This window comes from Arthrobacter sp. Y3221048 (genome assembly GCF_059092685.1).
Genome location: NZ_JBNHHX010000002.1, coordinates 36,468 through 53,312, shown reverse-complemented (window position 1 = coordinate 53,312; position 16,845 = coordinate 36,468). Strand labels below are relative to the sequence as shown.

The following is a 16,845-nucleotide window of genomic DNA, read 5'->3' as shown; positions in this document are numbered from 1 at the left end:
ACGGCGGCTCACCCAGTGAACGCCGAGTGGGCACCCCGGCCGCAACCGGCCGCCACTCCGGCCTGGCCGGCACCGGCTCAGCCGGTCAGGTCCGCGCGGCTCAGGCCGCCAGCCCGGCGGCCTGGGCCGTCAGCTCCAGCGCGCGCAGCCGCTGCGCGACGGTCGGCGCCTGGAACGCCACGATCAGTTCGTCGGCGCCGGCGTGCTTGGCGAAGCCTTCCAGGTATTCCGCCACCGCATCGGGCGTCCCGACGGCCGAGTACTTGACCATCTGCTCCACGTGCTGGCCCTGCGGCGAGTCAAGGATAAGGTCCGCTTCCTCGTCGGTGAACGTCCGGTCGCGGCCGAACAGCAGCGAGACCCGGCTGCGCCGGACAATCCGGAACTGCTCCTGCGCTTCCTCATTGCTGTCCGCGGCGATGGCGTTCACGCCGGCGATCACGTAGGGCTCGGCGAGTTGCTCTGAGGGCTGGAACTCGCGGCGATAGACGGACACGGCGTCCTGCAGCGCATTGGGCGCGAAGTGCGAGGCGAACGAGTACGGCAACCCCAGCGCAGCGGCCAGTTTGGCACCAAACAGCGAGGAGCCCAGGATGTACAGCGGCACGTTGGTGCCCTTGCCCGGTGTCGCATCCACGCCCTTGATGCGCGTCTGCCCGGTCAGGTAGCCCTGCAGTTCCAGCACGTCCTGCGGGAAGGATTCGGCGCTCATCGGATCACGGCGCAGCGCCCGCATGGTGTTCTGGTCGCTGCCCGGCGCGCGGCCCAGGCCAAGGTCGATCCGTCCCGGGTGGAGCGCTTCCAGCGTGCCGAACTGCTCGGCGATGGTCAGCGGGGCATGGTTCGGAAGCATGATGCCGCCGGCACCGAGGCGGATGCTGTTGGTATGCGCTGCCACGTGGGCAATCAGCACGCTGGTGGCCGAGGACGCGATCGACGCCATGTTGTGGTGCTCGGCGTACCACACCCGCCGGTAGCCCAGCTCCTCCGCCCGCTGCGCCAAGGACACGCTGCCGGCAAGGCTTTCACCCACGGTTTCGTTGCTGCCGATGGTTGCCAGGTCAAGGATGGAAAGGGGTACGTTCACGTCGGCGGAGCCTTTCGTTGCGGGACGCCCACGGTGGTTGCCGCGGGCACACATCCTGCACAACGACGGCGGTGCCCGTCTTTATTTCTTCCTCCCGCCTGTGGGGGGCTGGCTACACGCCCGTCGCCGCCGAAACCACACGGGCGTAGAGTCTGCAGGCATGGAGCATCATCACGACCGCAGGGAAGATCCCGACCAGTTCTGGGAATCCTTCTACAGCCAGCGGGACCAGGTGTGGAGCGGCCGGCCCAACGCCATGTTGGTCCGCGAGGTCTCCGGCCTGCGGCCAGGCACCGCCTTGGAACTGGGTTGCGGCGAGGGCGCGGACGCCATCTGGCTCGCCGGCAAGGGGTGGCTGGTCACCGGGCTCGACATGTCCGGGCTCGCGCTGCAACGGGCGGCCAAGCACGCCGATGAAGCCGGAGTTACGGACCGCGTCCGGTGGCTCCGGCAGGACCTGGCCCGCTGGGAACCGCAGGAGAGCTACGACCTGGTCTGCGCCCAGTTCCTGCACTCGCCGGTCGAGCTGCCCCGGAACGCCATCCTCACCACGGCGACCCGCGCGGTCGCACCCGGCGGCACGTTGCTGGTCGTCGGCCACGAATCGTTTCCGCCCTGGTCCGGGCATCCGGAGCCGGAAGAACCGCTGCCCACCGCCGCGGAACTGGCCGGCGGGCTGGGACTCGATTCCCCCGACTGGGCCCTCGACACGCTCGACTCCGTCCCCCGCGAGGTCACGAACCCGGGCGGACAGACCGCCACGATCACCGACAGCGTCCTGCGCGCCCGGCGGCTCGCGGGCTAACCTGCAGCCGGCTCGATGCTGCAGTCGGTGCCCGGGAAGACGATACTTTCATGGCCGTCGTCGAACCTCACGAAGTAGGGCGGGGCACCGTCGTCGCCCCTGACCTCGATGACTTCACCGTGCCGGTCCGCCGATTCCACGGTCCTGCCCCTGATGACGATGCGGTCTCCGGGTGCTGCGATCATGACCGCTCACCTCCTTTCCCATAGCGTAGGGGAACAGGTCGTCGCCGACCAGAGTCAGCGGACCCAGCGGTGCGGCGCGGGACGGCGGGTGCTGGGCAGGGCGTTGTTCTCCCGCCACTCATGCAGCCATTCGGGCAGGACCAGGTCGGCCGGCGGCTGCTGGCCGGCGGCCGCGAAGATTTCCTCAGTGGCGACCGGCCCCTGCTTCGAAACCAGCCGGGTGGCGATGTAGGCGCGGGCATATATTTCGCCGGCGGACACCATGCGCTGCTCGAAAAAGATGGCACGGTCGTCGAAACCGATGATCCGGGTTTCGATGCTGTACCGCTGGCCGAGCGTGAGCGATTTACGGAAGGCAATGGTCTCCGCGCCGACCACCGGCGACCAGCCGTTGCGGCGGAAGATGTTCCACACGCCGGCGCGCACCATCAGCTCAAAGCGGCCCAGGTCCATCAGCGAGAAATACATCCCGTTGTTGACGTGCATGGCGATGTCGATGTCGGTGGGCAGCACGCGCAGGGACAGCGTGGCTGAATCCCAGATGCCGAGGGCGGGCCGGCGGCGAGCCGTCAACAGCAGCAGGAGGGTCCTGAAGATCAGATGCATGCCGCCATGTTACCCGCAGGTAATATAACGCCGGCCGCAACGCGGCCCGTCAGGCCACGACACTGCGGACAAAAAACGCCCCCGGTGCCCCAGGTTCGGTACCGCGCATCTGGTCTATGCTTCTGCTGTGCAGAACATGAGCATCGTGAAGAAGCCGGGATACGCCGTCGATTCGGTGGACCGGGCGCTGCAGTTGATCATCTTGCTGCAGGAGCGCGAGTGGCTGCGGATAGCCGAGGCGGCCAGGGCGCTGAACGTCGCACCGTCCACGGCCCACCGGCTCATGGCCATGCTGGTGTACCGGGGCTTCGCCCTGCAGGATGACCAGCGGCGCTATTGTGCGGGCCCCCTCCTGCGTGGCGACGCCTCCGCGGGCCCGAGGCGTACCCTCGTCGCCGTTGCCCGCCCCCATCTTGAGGCCTTGGCCCTCGCCGTCCGCGAAACGGTGAACCTCGTGGAACGGGTGGGCGTCACCGCCCGCTACCTGTTCACCGCCGAGGGGCCCCAGTTGCTGCGCGTGGGCAACCGCACCGGCACGGTCCTGCCCGCCCATATCTCCTCCGCGGGCAAGGCCGCCCTCGCCACGCTGCCCGAGCCGGCCGTCGCGCAGTTGTACAGCGGCAGGCAAGCGCAGCAGAAAGGCAGCAGCCTCGGGGCCGCCGAACTGCGGGCGCTGCAGCACGAACTTGCGGAAGCACGGGCGAGGGGTTTCGCGATCAACCTCGGACGCAGCGAGGCCGACCTCGCGGCGGTCGGGGCGCCCCTGGCACGCGCGGGCGGGCCGGCAACACTGGCCTTGTCCGTCAGTTCACCCTTATCCCGCGCCGGCGACATCCAATGCCCCTCGGTCATCGGCGCCCTCCACGCCACCTGTGACGCGGTGCTGAAGGATCTGGAGAGCGAGGGGCTGCTGCCGGTTTCCTGAATTCTGTGGAGCAGAATGCCTTGGCTGAAGCGTGGCGCCGGTCACTACGCTGTGATGCACCGCGACCACTACCTTCAGCCCGGGCTGCTGCCCGGCGGACGACCAGGAGCATCATGCAGTTTTATCTCGACGGCTACCACCCCGGCGATCCGGAGCTCCGCCCGGCGGCTGCCGGCCGGCCCGACGAACGGGGCAACCTGCCGGAAGAGGTCGATGTCCTGGTCGTCGGCACCGGCCCGGCCGGCGTCGTACTGGCAGCACAGTTGGCGGAGTTCCCCGGGATCACCACCCGTGTGGTGGAGCGCCGGGAGGGCCCGCTGGCCCTGGGGCAGGCCGACGGCGTCGCCTGCCGCACCGTCGAGATGTTCAACGCGTTTGGCCTCGCCGAGCGTTTGGTCCGCGAGGGGTACTGGGTCAACGAAACCGTGTTCTGGCGTCCGGACGAGCAGGACCGTTCCAGCATCGTGCGCAGCGGGCGGGTCCAGGACGTTGCCGATGGGCTGTCCGAGTATCCGCACGTAATCGTCAACCAGGCCCGGATGCAGGACTACCTGCTCGAGCACATGCGCAAGTCCCCCAGTCGGCTCGAGCCGGACTACGGCCTGGAGGTCGCCCACGTCGAGGTTGCGTCCTCCGGCGATTATCCCGTCCGGGTGACGATGCGCCGCACCGCCGCCGAAGCCGGTGCCGAAGAAGTGACCGTCCGCGCGAAATACGTGGTGGGGTGCGACGGCGCCCGCAGCACAGTGCGCAGGTCGATCGGCGCCGAGCTGCGCGGCGACGCGCGCAACCACGCCTGGGGTGTCATGGACGTTTTGGCGGTCACGGATTTCCCGGATGTCCGCTTCAAGGCCGCGATCCAGTCCGCCCACGACGGCAACATCCTGCTGATCCCGCGGGAAGGCGGCTACCTGATCCGGCTCTATGTCGATCTGGGCGACCTGGACCCGGTCGACCGCGAGGCCCGGAAGCGGTTCACGTCCGACACGATAATCGAGGCGGCCCAGCGGATCCTGCACCCGTACACGCTGGAGGTGAAGGACATTGCCTGGTGGTCGGTCTACGAAGTGGGCCAGCGCATCGCCGACCGTTTCGACGACGTGCTGCCGGAGGAACGTGGTCAGCGCACGCCCCGCGTCTTCATCGCCGGCGACGCCTGCCATACGCACAGCGCGAAGGCCGGCCAGGGGATGAATGTCTCCATGCAGGACGGCTTTAATCTCGGCTGGAAGCTCGCGGCGGTCCTGGAGGGCCGCAGCCCCGAGGCCCTGCTGGATACGTACTCCGGCGAGCGCCGGGCCGTGGCCCAGGAGTTAATCGACTTCGACACCCGCTGGTCCAAGACCGTGAGCGCCCGGCCGAAAGACCCGAACCAGCCCGGCGGCGAAGGCCTGGACCCGGAGGAAGTGGAACGGCAGTTCGTTGCAGCCGGGCGCTTCACCGCCGGGTTCGCCACCGATTATGCACCGTCAATGATTACCGGGCGCGATACCTACGAGCACCTGGCCGAGGGCTTCCCCATCGGCGAGAGGTTCCATTCCGCCCCGGTCGTCCGCCTGGCCGATGCCAAGCCGGTCGGCCTGGGCCATGCGGCGCGGGCGGACGGCCGCTGGCGGATCTACGTCTTCGCCGATTCCGCGCATCCGGAGGCCGCAGATTCCCGCCTTGCCGGCCTGTGCCGCTTCCTCGCCGGTTCGGAAGACTCGCCGGTCCGCCGCTACACGCCGGCCGGAGCCGACGCCGACGCCGTCTTCGACGTCCGCGCCGTCCTCCAGCAGGGCCACCGGGAACTGGACACCAACGACGTGCCGGCCTTCCTGTTTCCACGGAAAGGGCCGTTCGGCCTGAAGGACTACGAAAAGGTCTTCACGCCCGACCTGGCCTCCGGAGAAGACATCTTCGAGCTGCGCGGGATCGACCGGCAGCAGGGCGCCATGGTGGTGGTCCGCCCGGACCAGTATGTGGCGCATGTGCTGCCACTGGACGCCCATGGCGAACTGTCGGAATTCTTCGCCGGCATCATGGTCTAGTTCCCACAGGCCGCACTAAGGACTAAAGGGGGCGGGGCCGGCGTCGCGACGCTGGATCCGCCCCCTGGCTTGTTCCGGCTACGGGTGGTGTCCGTGTTTTTTGCCGTCGCCGAGGTCCTCCGGCAGTCCCCCGGCGGGATGGTCGGGGCCGCCGGAACCATTGATGCGCTCCGGCTGTCCGGCCTGAACGACGGGCGTCTCGGACGTCAAGGGCACCGCAAACGGCACGTTGCTGGGGACGCTGACGGCTCCGCGCACCGGCCCCATGCGCCGCTGCCGCAGCGGATCCCGGCGCAAGTCCACGTACAGCGAGAGGCAAAGCCCGACCATGATCAGCACGAACGGCGTTGAGGCCAGAATGGTGAAAGTCTGCAGCGCGTCAAGCCCGCCGACGAACAACAGCACGGCCGCGACGGTACCGGTGAGAACGCCCCAGAGGATGACCAGCGGTTTCCACGGCTCCTTTCGGCCACGGGAGGAAAGCGTTCCCAGCACGACGGCGCCGGCGTCGGCGCCGCTGACGAAAAACACCGCAGTCAGCACCATCACCACGATGGCTGCGCCGATAAAGAACGGATAGTTCTGCAGGGTCGCGAAGAAGCCGGCCGCCTCGTCTCCGGTCCCGGCAATGTCTTCACCGCCCAGCTGCAGGTGGATACCCGCACCGCCGAACACGGAGAACCAGACAACGCTCACGGCGGTGGGGACCAGCAGCACGCCCAGGACGAACTCCTTGATCGTCCGCCCGCGGGAGATCTTGGCAATGAACGTGCCCACGAAGGGGGTCCAGGAGATCCACCAGGCCCAGTAGAAGATGGTCCAGTTGGCCAGCCACTCGGTGCCGCCGAAGACGGCCGAGTGGAAGCTCATGGGGACGAGGTTGGCCAGGTAGTCGCCGATCGCGGCAGGGACCAGGTCAAGGATGAAGACGGTGGGACCCAGCACGAACACGAACAGCAGCAGCACCGCGGCCAGCACCATGTTCGTGTTGCTCAGCCACTTGATGCCGCGGGCAACGCCGCTGGCCGCCGAAATCACCACGCCCACGGTCAGCACGCAGATGATCAGGATCGGAGCCGCGACTCCGGGGTTCTCCTCGAACCGGCCGGTCCGCAGCAGCGACAGGCCGGCGGCAATCTGCAGTGCCCCCAGGCCCAGCGAGGTGGCTGAGCCGAATTTGGTACAGATGATCGCCAGGATGTCGATCGGCTTGCCCCAGCCCTTTTTCTCGATCCGTTCCTTGCCGAAGATCGCCTGGAAGGGCGAACTCATCAGGTTGCCGCGGCCCATCCGGTACGTCGAATAGGCCAGTGCCAGGCCAACGACCGAGTAGATGGCCCACGGGTGCAGGCCCCAGTGGAAGAGCGTGTAGGCCATGGCGCTGTTCGCGGCCTCGGGGGATCCAGGTGCCGCGTCCACGAAGGGGGGCGGCGAGGCCAGATGGGTGACCGGTTCGTAGACGCCGAAGAACATCAAACCGATGCCCATGCCGGCGCTGAACATCATGGCAATCCACGACATCGTGGAGAACTCGGTTGTTTCGCCCTCCCGCGCGAGCGGAATGTTGCCATACCGGCCGAAAGCCAGCACCAGCGAAAAGACCACGAAGCCGGTGGCGCCGAGGATGAACAACCAGCCGAAAGAGTTGGTCACCCAGCCGAGAATGGATCCGGTTACTTCGGTCACCTGCTGCGTAAAGAAAACGCCCAGCAGGCAGATGGCAACAATAATGCCGCCGGAAACGAAGAAAACCGTCTTGTCGACGGTATTCCAGCCCCGCTGCCCGTCGTCACCCGTATCCTGGGAGACCGTCGGCAAGGGGCCGGTAAATTCGCTGCTCATCATGATCCTCACTGTTGTCACCGGTTGTGCGCATGCTGCGCCCCGGGCTTCCTGCGGCTCTTCGATGTCAAACGTCCCGTCAGTATGATGGCAGGCATGAGTGGAGATGGCGACTTTCAAAGGGATGACCAGACCCGGATGGACCACTATGGAGACACCGGGTACACCGACTTCGGCAGCCACGGCGAGGTGTCCAAGAACGACCCGAGGGTTGTCGGGCATGCCGAAGTGGATGCCGCAAACGCCGCGGTGGCCGTGGCCATGGCGAGCGGGGGGGTGTCCCCGGAGGTCAGCGCCATGCTGGTCAGCGTCCAGAACGATTTGTTCGACCTGATGGCCGACCTGCTGGTGCCGTATCGTGGCAATCACCCTGCGGACGCCCGCATCATTCCCGAGCATGTGGAGCGGCTGGAACGCGCCATCGAGCACTTCAGGCAGGAAGCCAAGGACCTCAGCGGCATGCTGCTGCCGGGCGGAACCCTCTCCGCTGCGCTGCTGTACCAGGCCCGTACGGCGGTGCGCCGCGCCGAACGCGCGGTTTGGGCCGCACTGGACGAGTACGGCGACGTGGTCAATTCCGAGGCGGGCCGTTACCTCAACCGGCTCTCCGGACTGCTCTTCGTGATGGCCCGGGTGGCCAACGCCGAGCACGGGGACGTGATGTGGGTCCCGGAATCCTCCGTTCGCGGCGTCCTCGAGGACCAGTCCGGCACCGAGTAGTGCTACGCGGGGTGTAACCGCCGTCGCGACGCATTGGTCCGGGGGTATCCTCGACGGTGATGAGCATCACCTCCGCCGAGCCCGCAACCGGGGCCAAGACCGAGCCGTCCGTGCGTACCTTGGCGCGCGGCCTGTCCGTGTTGAGCGTCTTCGATGACGGGCACCCGCAGATGCGGGCCGCCGAGATTGCCGCCCGTGCCGGCCTCAACCGTGCCGCCACCGCGCGGGTGCTGCGGACACTGGTCTACCTTGGTTATCTGCGCTGCCGCGACGACCGGTACTCGTTGACCCATCAAGCGCTGGAGCTGGGCCACGGCTACCTCTCCGGTTCTCCGCTGGTCCGCGCCTCCCGGACGGCGGTCCAGTGGCTGACGCAGGAATTTAACGAACCGTGCACTGCGGGCGTGCTGGCCGGCGGCGACGTGATCTGCATCGCGGCCACCCGCGTTCCCGGGATGATCCGCGCGGGCCTGACGGTCGGCATCCAAATTCCCGCGCACGCCTCGTCGATGGGCAAGGTGCTGGTGGCCGGACTGCGCGCGGACGACTTCGGGTCCGCCGTCGACGGCAGCCTCAGCAGGCTGACCGAGCAGACCATCGACAGCACCTGGCGTTTCCGGCAGGAGATCGAGCGGGTCAGGCGGCAGGGCTACGCGGTCAACGACAGCGAGCTGCAGCCGGGCCACCGCACCGTGTCCGTGCCCATCCGCGACGCCGCCGGAGCGGTGGTCGCCGCCGTCGGGGTCAACATGCTGGCCACCCCGGACACGCTGGACGCCGCCACCGCGGCCCACCTCCCGCTGCTGTACCGCGCCGCGGAGCGGATCACCGAAAGCGCCACGCGCTAAGAGCCCGACGGCGGGGGCCTGCGGGCGGTGCGGGATGCGCCCGCAGCGGGCACCGCCGTCGTCGTCCTGCGCTTCAGGGGATCAGGACACCGGATCCGCGGCCGCCGCGAACTGCGACATGTACAGCCGGTAGTACGGGCCTTCGGCCGCCAGCAGCGCCGTGTGGTTGCCCTGCTCCACGATCTTGCCGTCCTCCATCACCAGGATCACGTCGGCGTCCCGGATGGTGGAGAGCCGGTGCGCAATGACGAAGCTGGTGCGGTCCGTGCGCAGCGCGGCCATGGCGTGCTGGACGAGCAGTTCCGTGCGGGTGTCCACCGAACTGGTGGCTTCATCCAGGATCAGCAGCGACGGGTTCGCCAGGAACGCGCGCGCGATGGTGATCAACTGCTTCTCACCGGCGGAGACGTTGTTGCCCTCTTCGTCGATCACCGTGTCATAGCCGTCCGGGAGCGCCCGCACGAAGCGGTCCACGTAGGTGGCCTTGGCCGCCGCCATGACTTCTTCCTCGGTGGCGTCCAGGTTGCCGTAGCGGATGTTCTCGTAGATGGAGCCGCCGAACAGCCAGGCGTCCTGCAGCACCATGCCCACCTTGGAGCGCAGTTCGGCGCGGCTGAGGGCGGTGATGTCCACGCCGTCGAGGGTGATGCGGCCGGCATCCAGTTCGTAGAAGCGCATCACCAGGTTCACCAACGTCGTCTTGCCCGCGCCCGTCGGCCCCACGATCGCCACTGTTTCGCCCGGCCGCGCGGCGAAGGAGAGGTCCTCGATCAGCGGCTTGTCGGGGCTGTAGCTGAAGCTGACGTTGTGGAACTGGACCTGCCCTTCGGTTTTGGCCGGCAGCGATGCGGTGGCGGTGTCCGGAGCCTGCTCGTCGGCGTCGAGCAGTTCGAAGACGCGCTCGGCCGAGGCGACGCCGGACTGCAGCATGTTGGCCATGCCCGCCATCTGGCCCAGCGGCTGGTTGAATTCCCGCGAGTACTGGATGAACGCCGTGGCATCGCCCAGGGTCATGGAACCGGACGCCACGCGCAGGCCGCCCACCACGGCGATGCCCACGTAGCTCAGGTAGGAGATGAACTGCATGACCGGCATGATCATGCCGGAGACGAACTGCGCGCCGAACGAGGCCTTGTAGAGCTCCTCGTTCTTCTCGTCGAACTGTTCCACCGACTGCTGCTCGCGGCCGAAGGCGCGGACCAGATCATGGCCGCTGAACGATTCCTCGATGTGTCCGTTGAGCGCTCCGGTGTTCTTCCACTGCGCGGTGAACAGCTTCTGGCTGCGGGTGCCGATGAGGCCGGCCGCCACGGCGGAAAGCGGCAAGGCAATCAGGGCGATCAGGGCCAGCTGCCAGGAGACGATGAACATCATGATGGTGATGCCGAGCAGGCTCAGCGCGGACATGATCAGCTGCGCGAAAGCCTGCTGCAGCGCCTGCTGGATGTTGTCGACGTCGTTGGTCACCCGGGAGAGCATGTCGCCGCGCTGGCGGGTGTCGAAGTAGTTCAGCGGCAGCCGGTTCAGCTTGGCTTCCACATCGCGGCGCAGCCCGAAGACCACCCGCATGACGATTTGGTTCAGCAGCCAACCCTGCAGCCACATGAACAGCGACGCGACGACGTACATCCCCAGCACCAGCAGGATCAGGTTGCCCAGCAGCTGGAAGTCGATGCCGACGCCGGGGACCAGTTCCATGCCGCTGAGCATGTCGGCAAACTGGTCCTGGCCCTGGGCGCGGAGCCCGGTGATGACTTCTTCCTGGCTGGCGCCGGCGGGCAGGTTCGCGCCGATCGCGCCGCTGAAGATGACGTCCATCGCGTTGCCCAGCACCTTGGGCGCAATCACGTTAAGCACAACTGCCACCAGCACCATGCCCAGCACCAGGATGATCCCGGCCTTCTCCGGCTTCAGCAGCCCGAACAGGCGCTTGGCGGACGGCCAGAAGTGCTGGGCCTTGCGGACCGGCGTCCCGGTCATGAAATCCTGGTCGGCCTCGCCCGGCTGGAACTGTTCTTCCAGCACCTCGGCCTCGGCCTCGGCGGCGGCTCCCGGCGTTGGCGCCGTCACGGGGTCCGGCCCGGCGGCGACCTCGGCCGGGGCTTCCTTGTCCGGCGTCATGCCGCTTCCTCCACCGCAGTCTGGGATTGAACAATTTCCTGATAGGTTTCCGAGCTTTCCAGCAGCTGCCCGTGGGTGCCGCGGGCCACGATTTGTCCGTGCTCCATCACCAGGATCTGGTCCGCGTCGATGATGGTGGCCACGCGCTGGGCGACGATGATCACCGTCGCGTCGCCGGTGGTCCCCTTCAGCGCCGCCCGCAGCCTGGCGTCGGTTGCCACATCCAGCGCGGAGAACGAGTCGTCGAACAGGTAGACCTTGGGCTTGGCCACCAGCGCGCGGGCAATGCACAGCCGTTGGCGCTGGCCGCCCGAAACGTTGGTGCCGCCCTGCGAGAGCGCGGACTGAAGCCGCGTGTCCTTGGCGCGGATGAAGTCCTCCGCCTGGGCCACCCGCAGCGCCTCCCAGAGTTCTTCATCCGTGGCGTGCGGGTCGCCGAACCGCAGGTTGTGTGCCACCGTGCCGGAGAACAGGTACGGCCGCTGGGGCACCAGCGCCACGCGGTCCGTGATGTCGGTGCGCTCCATCCGGGTGACCGGAACGCCGTCAATCAGCACCTGACCGCTGTCGGCGTCGAACAGCCGCGGCAGCATGCTGATCAGCGTCGTTTTGCCCGCGCCGGTGCTGCCGATGATCGCCGTGGTCTGCCCCGGCCGGGCGGTGAAGCTGATGTTGCGCAACACCGGCTCTTCGGCGCCCGGATAGGCGTAGGTGACGTCGCGGAACTCGACGACGCCGGCGGGTTCCCGGGCTTTCTGCGGCTCGTCGGGTTCATGCACGGAGGGCTCGACATCGAGCACTTCGCCAATGCGCTCGGCACAGACCGAGGCCCGCGGGATCATCATCGCCATGAAGGTGCCCATCATCACCGCCATCAGGATCTGCAGCAGGTACTGCAGGAAAGCGGTCAGGGCGCCCACCTGCATCTCGCCCGCGTCCACGCGCAGGCCGCCGAACCACAGCACTGCCGCCGTGGCCAGGTGCAGGATCATGCCGATCGAGGGGAACATCAGCACGAACAGGTTGCCGACCGAGAGCGAGACATCGGTCAGTTCCCGGTTGGCCTTCTCGAAGCGCTTGGCTTCGTAAGGCTCGCGGACAAACGCCCGGACCACGCGGATGCCCGTAATCTGCTCGCGGAGCACGCCGTTGATGTTGTCGATCTTCGTTTGCATCATGCGGAAGAGCGGCATCAGCTTCCAGACCAGCACACCGACGACGACGAACAGCAGCGGCACCGACGCCCACACCAACCATGACAGCTGGAGGTCCTCGCGCAGCGCCATGATGATGCCGCCGACGCACATGATGGGTGCCATCACCATGAAGTTCAGGCCCATCAGCACGAGCATCTGCACCTGCTGCACGTCGTTGGTGCCGCGGGTGATCAGGCTGGGCGCGCCGAATCGTCCTACCTCGCGGGCGGAGAACCCCGTGACCTTGTGGAAAATGCCGCGGCGGAGGTCACGGCCCATGGCCATTGCGGCCTTGGAGCCGAAATAGACCCCGGCGATCGCGGCGGCCACCTGGATAAAGCTGACGACCAGCATGAGGCCGCCGGTGCCCCAGATGTAGTCGGTGTCGCCGCGGGCCACGCCCTCGTCAATGATCTGGGCGTTCAAGCTCGGCAGGTACAGCGCAGCGATGGTCGCAATCAGCTGCAGCACCACCACGGCGAACACGTAGGGAAGGTAGGGGCGGCCGTAATGGCGGATGAGGCGGAGCAGCATCGGGACGTGACGCAACTTTCGGCGAAAAGGGATTGAGGCCAGATAGAGGCTACACCGTGGCCGGAGCGGCTGTAACCCGCCGCGGATGAACTTCTCTCCCCTCTTCGAAGGCACGTCGATTTCCCTGCGGTGGCCCCTCCCGGGCGACATATAGCGGCCGGTAATTGGCCACACATCCAGCCCGCTGGAAGACTGAGGCGCACCAAACCGATACACGGCGGAGGAAACCTCGTGAACGACCAGATGTTCCAAATCATCGCCATGCTGATCTACATGGCGGGCATGCTGGCCATCGGCTGGTGGGCCTATCGGCGCACGAGCGATTTGGACGACTACATGCTCGCCGGCCGCGGCCTCAAGCCCGGCGTCGCGGCACTGAGTGCCGGCGCCTCGGACATGTCGGGTTGGCTGCTGATGGGCCTGCCCGGCGCGCTCTACGTCGGCGGCCTCTTTGAGGCCTGGATCGCCATCGGGCTGACCATCGGGGCCTGGCTCAACTGGAAGTTCGTTGCCCCGCGGCTGCGTGCCTACACCGAGGTATCCAACAACTCGATCACCGTACCCAGCTTCCTGGAGAACCGGCTGAAGGACCGCTCCCGCCTGCTCCGGGTGGTCTCCGGCGTGATCATCCTGGTCTTCTTCACCTTCTATGTTTCCTCCGGCATGGTGGCCGGCGGCGTCTTCTTCGAATCCTCCTTCGGCTCCAGCTATGAGCTCGGCATGCTCGTGGTCGGCGGCGTCACGGTCCTGTACACCTTGTTCGGCGGCTTCCTCGGCGCCAGTTACACCGACGTGGCCCAGGGGCTGCTGATGTTCGCGGCCCTGCTGCTGGTTCCGATCGTCGGTGTTTTCGCCACCGGCGGCCTGGGCGCCACCATCGACTCCATCCGTGAAGTGGATCCGAGCCACCTCAGCCTGTTCACCGGTGGCGCAGTCGCCGGCATTTCAGCTGCGGCCTGGGGACTAGGCTACTTCGGTCAGCCGCACATCATTGTCCGCTTCATGGCTCTGCGCACGCCCGGCGAGGCCAAGGCCGCCCGCCGGATCGGCATCGGCTGGATGCTCATGACGGTACTCGGCGCTATTGCCACCGCGCTGGTGGGTGTGGCCTACTTCCAGCAGAACCCGGGCGCCACCCTCACGGACGCCGAGTCCGCCGAATCGGTGTTCCTGGACCTGGCGCAGATTCTGTTCCACCCGCTTGTCGCCGGTTTCGTGCTCGCCGCGGTGCTGGCGGCGATCATGAGCACCATCTCCTCCCAGTTGATCGTGTGCTCGTCTGCCTTGGTGGAGGACCTGTACAAGATCTTCGCCCGCAAGGACGCGCCGGCTAAGACGCAGGTGATGCTCGGCCGCATGGGCGTGCTGGTCGTCGCCCTCGTGGCGGGCATCCTCGCCTGGAGCCGCAACGACACCATCCTGGGGCTCGTGGCGTTCGCCTGGGCCGGCTTCGGTGCATCGTTCGGGCCGACCATCATCCTGTCCCTGTTCTGGCGCAAGCTCACCGTCGCCGGCGCGCTCTCCGGCATGCTGGCCGGCGCGGTCACCGTGTTCGTCTGGGGCACCTCGGCGCTCTCGGCCACCATGTACGAAATCGTCCCGGGCTTCATCCTCAACGTCGCCGTCGCCGTCGTCGTCAGCCTCTTGACGCACAAGCCCCAGCCGGACATCGAGACGGAGTTCGCCGAAGCGATTCGCCGTGCCGCCGCCGGGAAGCCGTCCATGGCCGCCGCGGAGCGCTGACCGGTTCCCGCCCAACGGACCGCACAGGTGCCTTTCCCGACGCCGGGAAAGGCACCTTTTGCATGGCGGACCACGCGCGGCCCCGCCGTCATCCGTCCCCCGGCAGTGCCAATCCTCGGCCGGTACCGGCCGACGAACCTCCGCCAAAATCACCCGCCTCAAACCATCGACATACCTATCTCCATAGGTATAGAGTCGGAGTATCTTGGAAATGTGCATTGCGTCACACTCCGGCCCGCCATCGAGGAGGACAAGAACCCATGAGCGCCAAGAATCTTCAGGAAGTTTTGAACCAATCCGGCAACACCGTCGAGATGCTGCGCAACTCGCAGATCGGCGCCTACATTTACCCCGTCGTCGCCCCGGAATTCACCAACTGGCGCAGCGAGCAGCGCGCCTGGCGCCACTCCGCGGTGCTGTTCGACCAGTCGCACCACATGGACAATCTGTTCATCAGGGGCAAGGACGCCCTGAAGCTGATTTCGGATACCGCCATCAACTCCGTCGCCAGCTTCCCCGTGAACAAGGCCAAGCAGTACGTTCCCACCACACCGGCCGGGCACGTCATCGGCGACGGCATCCTGTTCCACGAAACCGAGGACCAGTACGTCTACGTGGGCCGCTCCCCCGCCGCCAACTGGCTGATTTACCACGGTGAAACCGGTGGCTACGACGTGGACATCGAGGTGGACCGGCGCTCGCCGTCGCGGCCCATGGGACAGCCGGTGAAGCGCAAGTACTGGCGCTTCCAGATCCAGGGCCCGAACGCCTGGAAGATCATTGAAAAGGTCAACGGCGGTCAGGTTGAACAGCTGAAGTTCTTCAACATGGACCAGATGCAGGTCGCCGGCCAGCAGGTCCAGACCCTGCGCCACGGCATGGCGGGCGCACCGGGGCTGGAGATCTGGGGGCCGTACGAAACCTATGACCAGGTACGGGACACCATCCTGGAAGCCGGCCAGGAGTTCGGACTGCTGGCCGTCGGTTCACGCGCCTATCCGTCCAACACCCTGGAATCGGGCTGGATCCCTTCCCCGCTGCCGGCCATCTACACCGGCGAGGAGCTGCGCCCCTACCGCGAATGGCTCGGCGCCGACAGTTACGAGGCGGTCAACGCGGTCGCCGGCAGCTTCGTCTCCGACAAGATCGAGGACTACTACCTCAACCCCTGGGAGCTTGGGTACGGCCACATGGTGAAGTTCGACCATGACTTCATTGGCCGGGAGGCGCTGGAGAAGATCGACCCGGCAGCCCAGCGCAAGAAGGTCACCCTCGAATGGAATGCCGAGGACATGGCGAAGATCTTCGCCTCGCTCTTCGATACCGAGGGCACGCCGTACAAGTACTTCGATTTGCCGCTGGCCAACTACGGTTCGTCCAACTACGACGCGGTGCTCGACGCGGCCGGCGAGACGATCGGCTTGTCCATGTTCACCGGCTACTCCGCCAACGAGAACCGGGCGCTGTCCCTGGCCACGGTTGACGCCGATGTACCGGAAGGCACGGAGGTCACAGTGGTCTGGGGCGAGCCCGACGGCGGGACCCGCAAGACCACCGTGGAGCCGCACCAGCAGCTGAACGTGCGGGCGATCGTCAGTCCCGTGCCGTACTCCCAGGCAGTGCGCCAGGACTACCCCGGCGGCTGGCGCTCCGGCCAGAAGGCCTGATTCACCCTGCGTTAGGCAAGGACGACGACGGACGGCGGGGAAAGTGCCTGGGGCACCTTCCCCGCCGTCCGCGTTGCTGTGCCGACGCCGACTGGACGCCGGCCTGCGAACCCGCCCGGAGGCCGACCCGCTTCAGGCGCCGATCTGCCTCAGGCAGGGACCGACGACAGCCGCCGTCTTCGGGTGCTGCTCAGCCGGGACCTGCTTCAGCTGCCGTTGTCCTGGCCGCCGGCCTCTTCGATGTACCGCTCGCCCGATTCGGTCTCCCCGACGCGGTAGTGCTGTTCCATGTGCTCGATGGCCGCGGCGTCTTCGGGGCCGGGCGCGCTGACTGGATCGTCAATAGCTGTCCGGTCGGCATCGCCGTAGACGTTCGCCAGGCCCTTCTTGGCGTCCGCGGGCAACTCGCCCGGCGGGAGCAACTCCTCGTCCCGGGAGGTTTCGCTGCCCTGGCTCTCCCGGCGATCCGTCCGGTCGTAGCGGTCCGGGTTGTTGATTTCCTCGCTCATGAATCTCCTTCCCTCAAGCGCTGGTGC

The 16,845-nt window shown here is 67.0% G+C and carries 14 protein-coding genes; 7 read left to right on the top strand and 7 right to left on the bottom strand.

The features are described 5' to 3' along the window. Positions 1-100 precede the first annotated feature (100 nt). On the bottom strand, positions 101-1,087 hold the full coding sequence (locus tag AC5RVS_RS04875; RefSeq protein ID WP_494107355.1) for an LLM class flavin-dependent oxidoreductase: 987 nt from the start codon (positions 1,085-1,087) through the stop codon (positions 101-103). 160 nt (positions 1,088-1,247) lie between these two features. Between AC5RVS_RS04875 and AC5RVS_RS04870 the strand changes: the two genes are divergently transcribed. Further along, the gene (locus AC5RVS_RS04870) at positions 1,248-1,892 is read left to right on the top strand and encodes an SAM-dependent methyltransferase (RefSeq protein ID WP_494107354.1); all 645 of its coding nucleotides are present in this window, start codon (positions 1,248-1,250) and stop codon (positions 1,890-1,892) included. Here AC5RVS_RS04870 and AC5RVS_RS04865 read toward each other — a convergent pair. Continuing rightward, positions 1,889-2,077, bottom strand: coding sequence for a DUF1918 domain-containing protein (locus tag AC5RVS_RS04865; RefSeq protein ID WP_494107353.1), 189 nt, complete (start codon positions 2,075-2,077; stop codon positions 1,889-1,891). The genes AC5RVS_RS04870 and AC5RVS_RS04865 overlap by 4 nt on opposite strands. Positions 2,078-2,131: 54 nt before the next feature. Beyond that, complete coding sequence (locus tag AC5RVS_RS04860; RefSeq protein ID WP_494107352.1) at positions 2,132-2,683, bottom strand: acyl-CoA thioesterase; 552 nt, start codon at positions 2,681-2,683, stop codon at positions 2,132-2,134. Positions 2,684-2,819: 136 nt separating this feature from the next. Here AC5RVS_RS04860 and AC5RVS_RS04855 point away from each other — a divergent pair, with 136 nt between their 5' ends. Further along, positions 2,820-3,608, top strand: a complete 789-nt coding sequence (locus tag AC5RVS_RS04855; protein ID WP_494107855.1) for an IclR family transcriptional regulator — start codon at positions 2,820-2,822, stop codon at positions 3,606-3,608. Between the two features lie 113 nt (positions 3,609-3,721). Further along, a complete protein-coding gene (locus AC5RVS_RS04850; protein WP_494107351.1) occupies positions 3,722-5,638 on the top strand; it encodes an FAD-binding monooxygenase in 1,917 nt (638 codons plus the stop codon). Positions 5,639-5,716: 78 nt separating this feature from the next. Here the strand turns inward: AC5RVS_RS04850 and AC5RVS_RS04845 are convergent, their stop codons facing one another. Next, positions 5,717-7,483 (bottom strand): BCCT family transporter, encoded by a 1,767-nt coding sequence (locus tag AC5RVS_RS04845; protein ID WP_494107350.1) that lies wholly within the window; start codon positions 7,481-7,483, stop codon positions 5,717-5,719. A gap of 93 nt (positions 7,484-7,576) precedes the next feature. Here AC5RVS_RS04845 and AC5RVS_RS04840 point away from each other — a divergent pair, with 93 nt between their 5' ends. Beyond that, positions 7,577-8,200, top strand: coding sequence for a cob(I)yrinic acid a,c-diamide adenosyltransferase (locus AC5RVS_RS04840; protein WP_493989790.1), 624 nt, complete (start codon positions 7,577-7,579; stop codon positions 8,198-8,200). Positions 8,201-8,259: 59 nt separating this feature from the next. Then, positions 8,260-9,048 carry an IclR family transcriptional regulator gene (locus AC5RVS_RS04835; RefSeq protein ID WP_494107349.1) on the top strand — a complete coding sequence of 263 codons (789 nt, stop codon included), beginning with the start codon at positions 8,260-8,262 and terminating at the stop codon, positions 9,046-9,048. 81 nt (positions 9,049-9,129) lie between these two features. On the opposite strand, the gene AC5RVS_RS04830 is transcribed toward AC5RVS_RS04835, so the two are convergent. Both AC5RVS_RS04830 and AC5RVS_RS04825 read right to left on the bottom strand, forming a co-directional pair. After that, the gene (locus AC5RVS_RS04830; protein ID WP_494107854.1) at positions 9,130-11,028 is read right to left on the bottom strand and encodes an ABC transporter ATP-binding protein; all 1,899 of its coding nucleotides are present in this window, start codon (positions 11,026-11,028) and stop codon (positions 9,130-9,132) included. Positions 11,029-11,165: 137 nt separating this feature from the next. After that, positions 11,166-12,899: an ABC transporter ATP-binding protein gene (locus tag AC5RVS_RS04825; RefSeq protein ID WP_494107348.1), complete on the bottom strand. Its 1,734-nt coding sequence runs from the start codon at positions 12,897-12,899 to the stop codon at positions 11,166-11,168. Positions 12,900-13,130: 231 nt separating this feature from the next. Here AC5RVS_RS04825 and putP point away from each other — a divergent pair, with 231 nt between their 5' ends. Both putP and ligM read left to right on the top strand, forming a co-directional pair. Beyond that, a complete protein-coding gene (gene putP / locus AC5RVS_RS04820; protein ID WP_494107347.1) occupies positions 13,131-14,642 on the top strand; it encodes a sodium/proline symporter PutP in 1,512 nt (503 codons plus the stop codon). 260 nt (positions 14,643-14,902) lie between these two features. Next, a complete protein-coding gene (gene ligM, locus AC5RVS_RS04815; RefSeq protein WP_494107346.1) occupies positions 14,903-16,309 on the top strand; it encodes a vanillate/3-O-methylgallate O-demethylase in 1,407 nt (468 codons plus the stop codon). A 206-nt stretch (positions 16,310-16,515) separates the two neighbouring features. On the opposite strand, the gene AC5RVS_RS04810 is transcribed toward ligM, so the two are convergent. Continuing rightward, on the bottom strand, positions 16,516-16,818 hold the full coding sequence (locus tag AC5RVS_RS04810) for a hypothetical protein (protein ID WP_494107345.1): 303 nt from the start codon (positions 16,816-16,818) through the stop codon (positions 16,516-16,518). Positions 16,819-16,845: the final 27 nt, after the last annotated feature.

Excerpts from the sequence above, each read along its gene's own strand:
- ligM (WP_494107346.1), top strand. The coding sequence starts at position 14,903 with ATGAGCGCCAAGAATCTTCAGGAAGTTTTGAACCAATCCGGCAACACC.
- AC5RVS_RS04865 (WP_494107353.1), bottom strand. The coding sequence starts at position 2,077 with ATGATCGCAGCACCCGGAGACCGCATCGTCATCAGGGGCAGGACCGTG.
- AC5RVS_RS04840 (WP_493989790.1), top strand. The coding sequence starts at position 7,577 with ATGAGTGGAGATGGCGACTTTCAAAGGGATGACCAGACCCGGATGGAC.
- AC5RVS_RS04870 (WP_494107354.1), top strand. The coding sequence starts at position 1,248 with ATGGAGCATCATCACGACCGCAGGGAAGATCCCGACCAGTTCTGGGAA.
- AC5RVS_RS04830 (WP_494107854.1), bottom strand. The coding sequence starts at position 11,028 with ATGACCGGGACGCCGGTCCGCAAGGCCCAGCACTTCTGGCCGTCCGCC.
- AC5RVS_RS04835 (WP_494107349.1), top strand. The coding sequence starts at position 8,260 with ATGAGCATCACCTCCGCCGAGCCCGCAACCGGGGCCAAGACCGAGCCG.
- AC5RVS_RS04850 (WP_494107351.1), top strand. The coding sequence starts at position 3,722 with ATGCAGTTTTATCTCGACGGCTACCACCCCGGCGATCCGGAGCTCCGC.
- AC5RVS_RS04810 (WP_494107345.1), bottom strand. The coding sequence starts at position 16,818 with ATGAGCGAGGAAATCAACAACCCGGACCGCTACGACCGGACGGATCGC.
- AC5RVS_RS04860 (WP_494107352.1), bottom strand. The coding sequence starts at position 2,683 with ATGCATCTGATCTTCAGGACCCTCCTGCTGCTGTTGACGGCTCGCCGC.
- AC5RVS_RS04855 (WP_494107855.1), top strand. The coding sequence starts at position 2,820 with ATGAGCATCGTGAAGAAGCCGGGATACGCCGTCGATTCGGTGGACCGG.
- AC5RVS_RS04845 (WP_494107350.1), bottom strand. The coding sequence starts at position 7,483 with ATGATGAGCAGCGAATTTACCGGCCCCTTGCCGACGGTCTCCCAGGAT.
- AC5RVS_RS04825 (WP_494107348.1), bottom strand. The coding sequence starts at position 12,899 with ATGCTGCTCCGCCTCATCCGCCATTACGGCCGCCCCTACCTTCCCTAC.